Source organism: Streptomyces sp. KR55, assembly GCF_052245645.1.
GTDB classification, from domain to species: domain Bacteria; phylum Actinomycetota; class Actinomycetes; order Streptomycetales; family Streptomycetaceae; genus Streptomyces; species Streptomyces flavusporus.
In genome coordinates, this window is the sequence record NZ_JBQQCE010000263.1 from 1 (window position 1) to 13,278 (window position 13,278).

A 13,278-nucleotide genomic window follows, 5' to 3' on the forward strand; every position below is an offset into this window, starting at 1 on the left:
TCGCGATGTACGGGGTGGTCGCCCGCAAGCCGTGAACCATCCCGGGCCGGGGCCGACCTGTGGCCCCGGCCCGCCCGCGGACCACGAGGGATCAGGCCTGCTCGTCGCCGGAGGCCGGCTCCGGATCCGGCTGCACCTGCACCTGCGGTTGGCCGGTGCGTGCCCGCTCCATGTCGGCTCGTGCGTGGATCAGCAGGGCCACGGCCTTGATGATCGCGGCCGCGCTCATGCCGAGCGCCGTCCCCAGCGCGCCGATGGCCGTGATCACCTGGGCGGTCTCCGACGGGTCCAGCCGATCGCCCGCAGGGGCTTCGAGTACGGGGCGGCCCGCCAGGCAGGCCATCAGCCAGGCCGTACCCGCCGCGGTGGCCCACAGCGCGACGCGCTGGATCTCGGCTCGGCGCCGACAGCCCGCACCGGCGACCTCGGCGAGGCGGTTCTGGAGTCGCAGATGCCGGAACTCGTAGTGCGCACCCGACTGCCGCAGCACGCCACGGCGGTGCGCCTCTTCGAGGAACTGCATCAGCCGCCAGGGCGCCCGCCCGGTGACGGCCAGCCAGATCCTGGCCGCGCCCATCCGCCCCCAGGCGCCGAGCGCGAGCGCGGAGGTGCCGACCGGCACCCACAGTTCGGTGTGCATGGTGCCCAGCGTGCTGCCCCGCCGGAGCGCCGAGATCAGCACCAGACAGACCCCGCCCGCCAGGAGGGCGGCGATCGCACTGCGCGCAAGAGTCGCGGCACGGTCGGTGCGCAGGGTGCTCTGCGGACCGGCCGCGCGGATCGTGTCGGACGGTGTGTTCAGAGCACGGTAGACACCGGAGGCGCAGCCCCCGATGGCGCCGATCAGCACCCCGAACCAGACGAGGGGGACCACGGCGTCCCGCACGACCGTCCCGACGGGCCGGTGCACGAGCCACACCTTCACAGGGCCGGGCAGGGCGACCACCAGGTTGTGGGCGTCGACAGGTCTGCCGTCCCACTCGTCGGGCAGGCCGGTCCAGTCGACCACCCAACCGTCGCTCCCCGCGCGGATCCGCACCTCCTCCGTCCGCCCTCCCAGTCGCTCGTCCCACGAGATCCGGGCGCCTTTCATCACGGCGAACGGCCGGTCGAGCGCCGCACGTTCCACGAGCAGCACCTCGCGCGGGCCCGTCGAGCGGACGGAGCGTTCACCGTCGTCCGTTTCGTGGAGCCGCCAGCCCTCGAAGACCTCACCGCTCTGAAGCCGGTGAGCGGGCCAGTGGATCCGGTACGCGGCGAACGCGCCGCTGACGCATCCGACGGCCGCCGAGGCGGTGACGCCGATCAGCGTGCATGCGACGAAGCCCCGCAGCAGGCCGCGCCGAAAGCCGCGCAGCACGGCCGCCGGACCGGGATACTGCGCTGCCACCCGTTCCCCGCGCCGGAGCCCGGCCAGGGTCAGCAGCAGCCCGGCCCCGCAGCAGGTCGCGGCCGGGACCAACGCACCGTAATAGCCCTGGATCGCAAGACCGGCGAAGACGACCAGGGCACCCGCCACGCGCACGGCCACGGGGCCGCTCGGACTCCCCGCCCAGGGCAGGGCCAGTGGGAGAGGGCGCCGGGGCAGGCCGGCGACGGCGAACATCATCGCCAGGATCAGTCCGAAGCAGCACCCGTTGAGGAACCAGGTGGGTCTCGGGGTGATCACGGCCCCGAGGCGCGCGCCGACCAGGGGCGGTACCAGGAGGCCCAGACCCACCGCGACGACCGTGGCCGCGGCGGTCGTCCGCACCGCCGTGCGCGCCAACCACCGTGGCCCTTGTGGGGTTTCGGCGGTGGCCGGCAGCAGGAAGGCGAGTCCGAAGCACAGGCCGGACCCGATGCCGGCGAGGTTGAGCACGGCCGACAGTCCGCTGTCCCAGTTGGCGACCACACCCCCGCCGCTGACGGCCAGCGGCACCAGCAGCGCGGCAGTGGCGAGCAGCGCCAGCATCGCGGGTCCGATCACCCCGAGCGCCCTCGGCATCACCGTCGGAAGCTCCCACCAGGCCAGCCGCCAGGTGGGCGTCGAGCCGGGGCGACGGCGCCCGAGGTCACGAGCGAGGCGGCTCAGCCAGTGGTGGGCCGCGCCCGGGCGCCAGGTGCCCTCCGCGTCCGCGAAGGCCGCCGGTACGAACGCGTCCAGCAGGTGCTCCTCGATGGCCTGCGCCGTGGGGAAGCGGCCGGGATCGGCCAGTTCGGCGGGGTTGCGGGAGGTGTCGCCGTACACCGTGCGCGCCAAGGCCACCATCAGGGGTGTGGTCAGTACGTCCCTGAGCGGTGGCGTGGGGGCTGCCAGCACCGGCGTCCACACCGTGGAGCCGTCACGGCTCGAACGGGCCGTGCGCTCCAGGTAGTTCCGTGCGGTGTCGAAGTCCAGCGGTCGCAGCCGGACGACCTCTGCCGCGGTCAGCACATCGCCGCCGCGCACGGCGCTTGCCCATTCCGCGGTGCGGCAGGTGAGCAGGACCGGCAGCCGCTCGTCCAGTTCGGCGTTCAGGCGCCGCAGCGCGTCCTCGCGGGTGGCCTCCGGCAGTTCGTCGAGGCCGTCGAGCACGGGAAGCACGAGACCTTCGTCCAGCAACTCGCGGGCCAGCGTGCGCCCGTCACGGACGGCGGCCAGCGGCCGGTACTCCGCGGCCAGCCGCTCGGCCAGCCAGCCGCGCAGCGGTGCGGACCGGGGGTCCCAGCCCGCCAGGGGGAACAGCACCGGCACCGGGTCGCCCGGTTGCCGCACGGCGAGCGAGCCCAGCACGAACCGCACGGCGAGGATGGTCTTCCCCGCGCCCGGATCGCCCAGCACGACGAGCCGGCCCGAGGGAACGGCCCGGAACGTCCCGACGATCCGGTCGAGCTGCTCGTCCCCGTCGCGTGGTGCCGGCAACGGCAGCCCGCACGCGATGTTGCGCGGGTGGTCGGCGAGCGGCGGACCGACGCGGGACCAGTGGACGTCCAGTGGCGCCGGGTCCTGCAACCGGCGCAGCCGGGCCTCCGCGGCCCACTGGGCCCGCACCGCCTCGGCGAGGTCGTCGGCCGCTTGCAGCCGCCGGTTCCCCGCAGCGGAGGTCTCCGCGCCACTCTGTCCGCGCAGGAGGTCCACGGCGAACGCGCACACGGCCACCGCTGCGGAGACCACCGAGACCCACAGCGAGGCCGCGTCCTTGTCGTCGCTGTGGCGTACGAGGGCGACGACCAGCGCGACCGACGCGGCACCGGCCACTCCCAGTCCGAGACGGCGAAGCACACGACCACGCTCACACGGCGGTCCGCCCCCACAGGGAAGGACCGACGATCTTCGCCGCCACGGGTGACCGACAGGACGGGTGTTCGCGCCGGTGGTGCGTCTGCGGAGGTGCTGTGCGCCCGGGCGTCACACCCGGACGTCGGCCCCGTATCGCCGCCCGCACGCAGGAGGTCACGTCAGCGACTGCTCCGCCCAGATGATCTTTCCGTCGGGTACAAAACGGGTGCCCCACCGCTGGGTGAGCTGCGAGACCAGCAGCAGCCCGCGCCCGCCCTCGTCCGTGGTGCGGGGGTGGCGCAGATGAGGTGCGGTCGCGCCGCCGTCGAAGACCTCGCAAGCCAGGGCGCGCCCCCTGATCAGCCGCAGCCGGATGGGGCCGATGGCGTACCGGATGGCGTTGGTGACCAGTTCGCTCACGACGAGTTCCGTGGTGAACGCCAGTTCCTCCAGCCCCCACTCCGCGAGCTGCCGCATGGCCGCCTTGCGGGCGTCGGCGACGACGGCCGGGTCGGTGGGCAGGTCCCAGTCCGCGACCTGGTCGGCGCCGAGACGGCGGATACGGGCCATCAGGAGGGCCACGTCGTCGTACGGGCGAGTGGGCACCAGGGCGTCGACCACGGAACGGCACCGGACATCGAGCGAGGGTGCCGGCCGTTCCAGGGCCAGCCGCAGCCGGTCCCGGCCCGCGTCGACGGTCCAGGTCCCCTCCCCGCCGGCGAGCAGCCCGTCGGTGTGCAACGTGAGCGTGCTGCCCGGTGGGAAGGACATCTCCACCGACTCGAAGGGCGGCCCGCCCACGCCGAGGGGCGGCCCCTGGGGGAGGTCCACGAACGTGGCCGTACCGTCGGGCAGGATCACCGCGGGCGCCGGATGCCCGGCGGCGGCCATCGCGCACCGCCCGTCGACCGGGTCGTAGACGACGTACACACATCCGGTGCCGGACCGGGCGTCGGCGGCTCCGTCGGTGGCCGACGCGGAGGGGCGGGTGCCGTCGGTCTCTCCGGCGTCGGGCGCGGTGCCCGTGGTGTCGTCGGGAGCAGTTGCATCCGGTCCACGGGCGTGCGCTGCTCCGTCCGTATCCGGTACGCCCGCCCGGGCCGGGTCGGTCGCTCCCGTGTCCGGTGTGATGTCGTCCTCGTGTTCGGAACGCGCCACCAGGTCATCGAGGTGACCGAGCACCTCCTCGTGCGGCAGGTCCAAGGCGGCCAGAGTCCGCACGGCGGTACGCAGCCGCCCCATCTCCGCCGCCGCGACGATGCCGTGACCGGCCACCTCGCCCACCACGAGGGCGACCCGCGCACCGGACAGCGGGATGAGGTCGTACCAGTCACCGCCGACGCCGGTCAGCTCGTCGGCGGGCCGGTAGCAGGCCGCCACCTCCACGGCCTCCTGTTCGGGCAGCCGGTGCGGGAGCAGGCTGCGCTGCAGCACCAGGGCCGCGTCCCGCTCGCGGGTGTAGCGCCGGGCGTTGTCCACGCAGACGGCCGCCCGGGAGACGAGGTCCTCGGCCAGACTCAGATCGTCCGCGTCGAAGGCCTCGTGGCGGCGGCGCCGGAAGAAGGTGGTGACGCCCAGGGTGACGCCCCGCGCGCGGATCGGCACGATCATCGCGCTGTGCAGGCCCAGCTCCAGGAAGATCGACCTCCGGCCACCGCGCGCGTCGGTGGCCCACTCCTCGCCGAGCGGGTCGAGCCGCTCCTCGAGCCAGGAGCTGCCCGTCATCAGGCAGCGGATCGGGGGCGATCCCGCCAGATACGTGGCCACCTCGCCGATGCCGAAGAGGGCCCTCGGGACCGCGTCGAGCGACCGCTGGCCCGCGCGGCGCAGCGGCACGGGATCCGCGGCGCTCAGCGGCCCGGGTGCGGGTTCCGCGCCGCTCAGCACCGACTCCAGCAGGTCCACGGTGACGAAGTCGGCGAGCTCCGGTACCGCCACGTCGGCCAGCTCCTGGGCGGTCAGCGTGATGTCCAGGGTGCGGCCGATGTGCTCGCCGGCCCGGTCGAGCAGGGCCAGCCGCTGCCGGGCGCGGTGCCGGTCGGTGATGTCCACGACGATGTAGTACACGCCCACCGGGTGACCGTGGCCGTCGTCGAGCCGGGTGAACGACATCATGTGCGAGGTCTCCCGGAACGGAGCGGACCGGACACGGCCCACGTGCTCGAAGCCGACCACGGATTCACCGGTCGCCAGCACGTGCCGCATCTGCTCCTCGATCGCCTCGGCGTCCAGGCCCGGCTGGATGTCCGCCAGTCGAAGTCCCAGCCGGCGTTCCGGGGGGCCGCCGCCGTACTGGGCGAGGGCCGCGTTCGACCAGACGTAGCGCAGGTCCGTGTCGACGATCGCTATGCCGACGGGGGAGCGGTCGACGATCTGTTCCAGCATGGTGCGGCTCATGTCCCAGCCGGGCGCGTCCGCCAGCTCCGACATCAGCGCGAGCCACTGCGAGGGGCCGCGCGTCTCCCGCGCGGAGGTGATCCGCACCATCACCCGGACGGGCAGTCCGTCCTTGCGCCGGGCCGTCAGCAGTCCGGCCCATTCACCGTTCCTGCGGCAGCACTCGAACACCTCCGGCACCCGCCGGGCGTCCTCGGCGGTCAGCAGGTCGGCCAGGTTCGTGCCCACTGCTTCGGCGGCCCCGTACGCCAGCATGCGCTCGGCGTCCCGGGTCCAGCTCGTCACCACGCCCCGTGCGTCCAGCAGCAGGGGCGCGGCATCCGCCACGTCGAACCGTCGACGGGCGACGTCGCGGTCCTCGTAAGTGCCCACGGCCGACCTCTCTGTCGCTGAGAGTGGTCTACCACCTCTCCCACCCATCTTCACCCTTCGCCCGTCGCCCCTGCCGCGCGGAGGCACGTGCCGGGCAGACGAGTGGGATCGAAGCGGACCTCGCTCATGAGGGGCCTTCTCCGGAGTGAGTGCCCTCACGCGCCTCGCAGCAGTACCGCCTCCAGTGCGTCGAGGGCGGAGCGGAGCTCCTCTTCCGTGATGGTCAGTGGGGGTGCCAGGCGGATCGTGGAGCCGTGGGTGTCCTTGACCAGAACGCCCTCCCGCATGAGGCGCTCGCTGACCTCGCGGCCGGTGCCGAGGGACGGGTCGATGTCGACGCCCGCCCACAGCCCGCGCGCCCGGAAGCCGACGATGCCCTGGCCGACGAGCTTCGCCAGGCCGTCCCGCAGGACCACGCCCAGCTCCGCCGCCCGGCGCTGGAACTCGCCCGTCTCCAGCAGGTCCACCACCGCCGTGCCGACCGCCGCCGCCAGCGGGTTGCCGCCGAACGTCGAACCGTGCTCACCCGGCCGCAGCACACCGAGGACCTCCCGGCGCGCGACCACCGCCGACACCGGCACGATGCCACCGCCCAGCGCCTTGCCGAGGAGCAGTACGTCCGGGACGACGCCCTCGTGCTCGACGGCGAGCGTACGGCCGGTACGGCCGAGGCCCGACTGGATCTCGTCCGCCACCCACAGGCAGCCCTTGCGCCGGGTCAGGTCGCGGACGCCCGCCAGATAGCCGTCGTCCGGGATCACCACACCGGCCTCGCCCTGGATCGGCTCGATCAGCACCGCCGCTGTCGTCTCGTCGATCGCCGCCTCCAGCGCCGCCAGGTCGTTGTACGGCACGATCCGGAAGCCCGGTGTGAAGGGGCCGAAGCCCGTCCGCGCGGTCTCGTCCGTGGAGAAACTGACGATGGTCGTCGTACGGCCGTGGAAGTTCTCCGCCGCGACCACGATCGTGGCCCGGTCGGCGGGGACGCCCTTCACGTCGTACGCCCACTTGCGCGCCACCTTGATGCCGCTCTCGACCGCCTCCGCGCCCGTGTTCATGGGCAGCACCATGTCCAGGCCGGTCAGCCCGGCCAGCCGTTCGGCGAACTCGGCGAGCCGGTCGTTGTGGAAGGCACGCGAGGTCAGGGTCAGACGGTCCAGCTGACGGTGCGCCGCGTCGATCAGCGCGGGGTGCCGGTGGCCGAAGTTGAGGGCGGAGTAGCCGGCCAGCATGTCGAGGTAGCGGCGGCCCTCGACGTCCTCCACCCAGGTGCCCTCGGCGCGGGCGACGACCACGGGCAGCGGGTGGTAGTTGTGCGCGAGCACCGGCTCCTCGGCGCGGATCAGCTCGGCGGAGTCACGGGTACGGGCGGGTGCGGTCATGGGCGGATCTCCTGGGTGCAGCACTTGATGCCGCCGCCGGCCTTGTGGAACTCCGACAGGTCGACGGGGACGGGGACGTAACCGCGGTCGGCCAGCCGCGAGGCGAGGCCCTCGGCGCGGGACGGGACGAAGACGTGGTGTCCGTCGGAGACGGAGTTCAGCCCGAACGCCATCGCGTCCTCGCGGCTGCCGAGCACCGCGTCCGGGTACAGCCGCTCCAGCACCTCGCGGCTGCCGGGCGAGAACGCCTCCGGGAAGTACGCGATGTTTTCGTCGTTCCCGTCGTCCAGGACGAACAGCGCCGTGTCCAGGTGGTAGAAGTACGGGTCCACCAGCGTCAGCGAGATCACCGGGACGCCGAAGAACTCCTGCACCTCGCGATGCGCCTCGCGGGTGGTGCGGAAGCCGGTGCCGGCCAGCAGGTACCGGCCCGTGAAGACGAGGTCGCCCTCGCCCTCGCACACGTTCTCGGGCCGGTAGACGTCGTAGCCCGCCGCCTTGAACCAGGTCTCGTAGTGGGTGGACTCGGGGCGGCGCTCGGGTGCGTGGAAGAGGGAGCCGAAGACGCGGCCGTCGACGACGACCGCCGAGTTCGCGGCGAAGACCATGTCCGGCAGCCCGGGCACCGGCGGCACGGTCTCGACCGTGTGGCCGTGCGCCCGATAGGTGTGGATCAGCGCCTGCCACTGCTCCTGGGCGAGATCGAGGTCGACGCGGACGTCGGGATGCATCCAGGGATTGATCGCGTACTGCACGGCGAAGTGTCTGGGTTCGCAGACGAGGAAGCGCCGTCGGCGCGGCACACGGTTTGTGGGCACAGAGGGGTACCTCCGCTTCCAGCGGTGTCGACTGAGGGTTGACACCAAGGTAGGAAGCGACCGCGACGGGCGACAAGCAACAAAAGCTGCGTGTCCACGCAGGAATGCTGCGTTCTGAACGCCCTCAGCGCACGTCTGCTGCGGCCTGTGGCGCAGGGTGGCTGGCACCCGCCTCAGGACTCTCCGGGATCAGATGGGACAGCACCATCACGCTGATCGTCTTCCTGATGAACGGCTCCGCACGGATCCGCTCGAGCACCTCCTCGAAGTGCCCGACGTCCCTCGCCCGCACATGCAGCAGCGCGTCCGCCCCGCCGGTCACCGTCATCGCCGCCGTGATCTCGGGGTGATGGCGCACGACCTCCGCCAGCCGCCGGGGCGGGGCGGCGCCCTCGCAGTACACCTCGACGTACGCCTCCGTGCGCCAGCCCAGCGCCGACGGCTGCACCGTCGCCGTGAACCCGGTGATCACGCCCGTCTCGCGCAGCCGGTCCACCCGGCGCTTGATGGCGGTCGCGGACAGCCCGATCGTCGTGCCGATCTCGGCGAAACTGGTCCTGGAGTTCGCCATCAACGCGGTGATGATCTTCCGGTCGAGCTCGTCGAAGGATGCCGGCCTGCTGTTCATGCGGGCACTGTATCCAGCGGAAACGTCCACGTCCGGCCCGTGTGCAGGCGTACGGAATGCTCCTAGACTCCACGTTCATGCTGCGCGCCCTGGCTGTCGACGACGAACGCCCCTCGCTCGAGGAACTCGTGTACCTGCTGAACGCGGATCCGCGGATCAGCAGCGCGGAGGGCGCCGGCGACGCGACCGAGGCGCTGCGCCGCATCAACCGCGCCCTGGAGTCCGGGCCGGACGGGCCGGAGGCCATCGACGTCGTCTTCCTCGACATCAACATGCCCGGCCTCGACGGACTGGACCTGGCCCGTCTGCTGACCGGATTCGCCCAGCCGCCGCTGGTCGTCTTCGTCACCGCCCACGAGGACTTCGCCGTCCAGGCCTTCGACCTCAAGGCGGTCGACTACGTGCTCAAGCCGGTCCGCAAGGAGCGCCTCGCCGAGGCCGTGCGCCGGGCCGCCGAACTGCGCGGCACCGCACCGCGCATCCCCGTGCACGAGCCCGACCCCGACCACATACCCGTCGAACTGGGCGGCGTGACCCGCTTCGTCGCCGTCGACGACATCACCCACGTCGAGGCGCAGGGCGACTACGCCCGACTGCACACCGGCAAGGGCAGCCACCTGGTGCGCATCCCGCTGTCCACCCTGGAGGACCGCTGGCGCTCCCGCGGCTTCGTCCGCATCCACCGCCGCCATCTGGTCGCGCTGCGCCATATCGGCGAACTCCGCCTGGACGCGGGCACGGTCAGCGTCCTGGTCGGCTCCGAGGAACTCCAGGTCAGCCGCCGCCACGCCCGTGAGCTGCGGGACCTGCTGATGCGCCGGACCACGAGCTAGGGGGAACGCATGCCCCAGGAACAGACCGAACGCCGCGTCGTCGTCACCGGACCGCCCCGCCGCACCCGCCGGGCCTCCGGCTACTACCGCCCCCGCACCGAGATCGACGAGCAGACCACCCTCGGCCACACCTATGTGCGCTCCCTGATGCGCACCCAACTGCGCGCCGCGCTCGCGGTGTTCGCCGTGCTCGGGCTGCTGGTCGGCCCGCTGCCCCTGGTGTTCGCGACGACTCCGAACGCCCGCCGCCTGGAGTGGCTGGTGCTCGGCTTCGGTCTGTACGCGCCCCTGGTGCTGCTCGCCCGCTGGTATGTGCGGCGCGCAGAGCACAACGAACGGGACTTCGTCCGTCTCGTCGAGGACCGCTGAGCCGGCCGAGGCCCACGCCCGTGTACTCCGGATACGCCGTCCCCGCCTTCGCCCTGGTCGTCGTCGCGACCGTCCTCGTCGGCGCGTTCGGCCTGCGCATCTCCCGAACGACCTCCGACTTCTACGTCGCCTCCCGCACCGTCGGCCCGCGCCTGAACGCCGCCGCCATCAGCGGCGAGTACCTCTCCGCGGCCTCCTTCCTCGGCATCGCCGGCCTGGTCCTGGTCCAGGGTCCCGACATGCTCTGGTACCCCGTCGGCTACACCGCCGGATACCTCGTCCTCCTGCTCTTCGTCGCCGCCCCCCTCCGCCGCTCCGGCGCCTACACGCTGCCCGACTTCGCCGAGGCCCGGCTCGCCTCCCCGGCGGTGCGGCGGCTCGCGGGCGCCTTCGTCGTCGGCGTCGGCTGGCTGTACCTGCTGCCCCAACTCCAGGGCGCCGGGCTGACGTTGACCGTGCTGACGGGTGCGCCCGACTCGCTCGGCGGGATCATCGTCGCCGTTGTCGTGACCGCGATCGTCGCCGCGGGCGGCATGCGCAGCATCACCTTCGTGCAGGCCTTCCAGTACTGGCTCAAACTCACCGCCCTCCTGGTCCCCGCCCTGTTCCTGGTCCTCGCCTGGCAGGGCGACGGAGCCCCCCGCAACGCCTTCGACGAACCGGTCGGCTTCCGCGAACAGCGCGTCGTCCGCATCGACGACACCCTCGACCTGAAGCTCGAAGAACCGCTGACCGTGACGGTGACCGGCACGGTCGACGGCCGCTCGTACGAGGACGACAGCCTGCGGCTCCCCGCCGGCACCCACCGCATCGAGCAGAGCACCCGCCTGACCTTCGACAAGGGCGACCCCGTCCCCACGGCCGACTCGGCCGGCGGCGGCATGTCGCCCTCCCGGGCCGAGAGCCGTGAGGAGCGCCCGCTGTACGCCACGTACGGTCTGATCCTCGCCACCTTCCTCGGCACCATGGGCCTGCCGCATGTCGTCGTCCGCTTCTACACCAGCCCCCACGGCGTGGCCGCCCGCCGTACCACGGTGGCCGTGCTGGCGCTGATCGGCGGCTTCTACCTGCTGCCGCCCGTGTACGGCGCCCTCGGCCGGCTGTACGCCCCCGAACTCACCCTCACCGGCGACGCGGACGCGGCCGTCCTGCTGCTGCCCGAGCGGATGATCGGCGGCGTCGGCGGCGATCTGCTCGGCGCGCTGGTCGCGGGCGGCGCCTTCGCCGCGTTCCTGTCCACGGCGTCGGGGCTGACCATGGCCGTCGCGGGCGTGCTGACGCAGGACGTCCTGCCGGCCCGCGGCGTGCGTCACTTCCGGCTCGGCACGGTGCTCGCCATGGCGGTGCCGCTCGCGGCGAGCGCCCTGGTCGGCGGGCTGCCGGTGGCCGACGCGGTCGGGCTGGCCTTCGCCGTGTCCGCCTCGTCGTTCTGTCCGCTGCTCGTGCTCGGCATCTGGTGGCGGCGGCTCACCCCGCCCGGCGCGGCCGCCGGGATGCTGCTGGGCGTCGGCTCGGCGTTCCTGGCCGTGGGCGCGACCATGGCCGGACTCCCCGGCGCAGGCCCGCTGCACGCCCTGCTCGCCTGGCCCGCGCTGTGGTCGGTGCCGCTGGGCTTCCTCACGATGGTGCTGGTCTCCCTGGCGACCCCGGGCCGGGTCCCGGCGGGGACGGCGGCGATCCTGGCGCGGTTCCATCTGCCGGAGGAACTGCGGACGGAGGTGAAGGCATGAGCGGTTTCCTGGCCGGCCTGTGCGTCGCCGTTCTGCCGCTGCTGGCCGCGGGCTTCTGGCTGGGCCGGCGCACGGCCCGCCCGGAGAGCCTCGGAGGCCTGGGCACCCCGGTCGAGCACGCCACCTTCCAGACCCTGCACACCGCCTCCCTCGCCGCACCCCCGCTGCGGGCGGGCCTCACCGAGGAGACCGCCCGCAAGTCGGCCCGCAGGCTGCGCACCCTGCTCGGCACGGACGCGCTGTGCCTCACCGACGACACCCACGTCCTCGTCTGGGACGGAGTGGGCGATCACCACCGTGCCGAGATCATGGAACGGCTCGCCGGCCCGCTGGAAACCGGCCGCGGCGAGGCCTTCCGCCTCACCTGTGACGCCCCCGACTGCCCACTGCGCTGGGCCGTCGTGGCCCCCCTCACCGTCGACGACCGGGTGCACGGTGCCCTCGTCGCCTGCGCGCCCCGCGAGTCCGCCGTCCTCGTCCGGGCGGCCGGCGAGGTCGCCCGCTGGGTCTCCGTCCAGCTGGAACTCGCGGACCTGGACCAGTCCCGCACCCGTCTGATCGAGGCCGAGATCAAGGCCCTGCGCGCCCAGATATCCCCGCACTTCATCTTCAACTCGCTCGCGGTGATCGCCTCGTTCGTCCGCACCGACCCCGAACGGGCCCGCGAACTGCTCCTGGAGTTCGCCGACTTCACCCGCTACTCGTTCCGCAGGCACGGCGACTTCACCACCCTCGCCGACGAACTCCACGCCATCGACCACTACTTGGCGCTCGTGCGGGCCCGCTTCGGCGACCGCCTCTCCGTCACCCTGCAGATCGCCCCCGAGGTACTCCCGGTCGCCCTGCCCTTCCTCTGCCTCCAGCCGCTCGTCGAGAACGCCGTCAAGCACGGACTCGAGGGCAAGTCCGACAAGTGCCACATCAGCATCACCGCGCAGGACACCGGCGCCGAGGCCCTGGTCGTCATCGAGGACGACGGCGCCGGAATGGACCCCGACCTGCTGCGCCGCATCCTTGCCGGGGAGGTCAGCCCGTCGGGCGGCATCGGCCTGTCCAACGTCGACGACCGGCTCCGCCAGGTCTACGGCGACGACTACGGCCTGGTCATCGAGACCGCGGTCGGCGCGGGCATGAAAGTCACCGCCCGGCTGCCGAAATACCAGCCGGGCGTGCACTCGGCGGGGCGGCTCACCCGCGAGTGAAGACCCGCCAAGGGCTCAGGTGCTGCGCGTGGCGACCATACCGAGCGTGATCAGACCCAGCACGACCCAGCCGAACCACAGCCAGCCGTTGCTGCCGAGCGCCACCGTGTAGCCCGTCACCACGACGAGCCCGCCAACGGTGAGCACCCCCATCGCCTTCGTAGAACCGTCCGTGGAACCGGGCATCGCAACACCCTCCTCATGGTTCGTCCCCCTCCATGGTGCCCCCGTTCTGCTTCCGGACAGTGCAGACGACGAAATGAGTGCCGGATTTCCAGGAACCCTCACCGGTCCAGGAACCGGCCT

At 72.6% G+C, this 13,278-nt stretch carries 10 protein-coding genes and 1 pseudogene; 4 read left to right on the forward strand and 7 right to left on the reverse strand.

The features are described 5' to 3' along the window. Nucleotides 1-91 precede the first annotated feature (91 nt). The 5 genes from ACTWQJ_RS31570 to ACTWQJ_RS31590 all read right to left on the reverse strand — a co-directional run bounded on the left by ACTWQJ_RS31570 (nt 92) and on the right by ACTWQJ_RS31590 (nt 8,838). Complete coding sequence (locus tag ACTWQJ_RS31570; RefSeq protein WP_443309933.1) at nt 92-3,244, reverse strand: NACHT domain-containing protein; 3,153 nt, start codon at nt 3,242-3,244, stop codon at nt 92-94. A 171-nt stretch (nt 3,245-3,415) separates the two neighbouring features. After that, the gene (locus ACTWQJ_RS31575) at nt 3,416-6,010 is read right to left on the reverse strand and encodes a SpoIIE family protein phosphatase (protein WP_443309934.1); all 2,595 of its coding nucleotides are present in this window, start codon (nt 6,008-6,010) and stop codon (nt 3,416-3,418) included. Between the two features lie 155 nt (nt 6,011-6,165). After that, complete coding sequence (gene rocD, locus ACTWQJ_RS31580) at nt 6,166-7,392, reverse strand: ornithine--oxo-acid transaminase (RefSeq protein ID WP_443309935.1); 1,227 nt, start codon at nt 7,390-7,392, stop codon at nt 6,166-6,168. Then, entirely contained in the window at nt 7,389-8,210 is an 822-nt protein-coding gene (gene ddaH / locus ACTWQJ_RS31585; RefSeq protein WP_443309936.1) for a dimethylargininase, read from the reverse strand. The genes rocD and ddaH overlap by 4 nt, the downstream gene beginning before the upstream one ends. 124 nt (nt 8,211-8,334) lie before the next feature. Then, nucleotides 8,335-8,838 carry an Lrp/AsnC family transcriptional regulator gene (locus ACTWQJ_RS31590; protein ID WP_443309937.1) on the reverse strand — a complete coding sequence of 168 codons (504 nt, stop codon included), beginning with the start codon at nt 8,836-8,838 and terminating at the stop codon, nt 8,335-8,337. 77 nt (nt 8,839-8,915) lie between these two features. Between ACTWQJ_RS31590 and ACTWQJ_RS31595 the strand changes: the two genes are divergently transcribed. From ACTWQJ_RS31595 to ACTWQJ_RS31610, 4 genes are read left to right on the forward strand one after another with little or no spacing between them, the layout of a single operon-like run. Further along, nucleotides 8,916-9,671: a LytR/AlgR family response regulator transcription factor gene (locus tag ACTWQJ_RS31595; RefSeq protein ID WP_129797481.1), complete on the forward strand. Its 756-nt coding sequence runs from the start codon at nt 8,916-8,918 to the stop codon at nt 9,669-9,671. Between the two features lie 9 nt (nt 9,672-9,680). After that, a complete protein-coding gene (locus ACTWQJ_RS31600; protein ID WP_443309938.1) occupies nt 9,681-10,040 on the forward strand; it encodes a hypothetical protein in 360 nt (119 codons plus the stop codon). 20 nt (nt 10,041-10,060) lie between these two features. Next, nucleotides 10,061-11,770, forward strand: coding sequence for a sodium/solute symporter (locus tag ACTWQJ_RS31605; RefSeq protein WP_443309939.1), 1,710 nt, complete (start codon nt 10,061-10,063; stop codon nt 11,768-11,770). Then, the gene (locus tag ACTWQJ_RS31610) at nt 11,767-12,972 is read left to right on the forward strand and encodes a sensor histidine kinase (RefSeq protein WP_443309940.1); all 1,206 of its coding nucleotides are present in this window, start codon (nt 11,767-11,769) and stop codon (nt 12,970-12,972) included. The genes ACTWQJ_RS31605 and ACTWQJ_RS31610 overlap by 4 nt, the downstream gene beginning before the upstream one ends. Nucleotides 12,973-12,987: 15 nt before the next feature. Here the strand turns inward: ACTWQJ_RS31610 and ACTWQJ_RS31615 are convergent, their stop codons facing one another. Together ACTWQJ_RS31615 and ACTWQJ_RS31620 are read right to left on the reverse strand one after the other, a co-directional pair. Next, on the reverse strand, nt 12,988-13,158 hold the full coding sequence (locus tag ACTWQJ_RS31615) for a hypothetical protein (RefSeq protein WP_129796602.1): 171 nt from the start codon (nt 13,156-13,158) through the stop codon (nt 12,988-12,990). A gap of 13 nt (nt 13,159-13,171) precedes the next feature. Beyond that, nucleotides 13,172-13,278, reverse strand: a pseudogene (locus ACTWQJ_RS31620) (septum formation family protein); the annotation flags it as partial.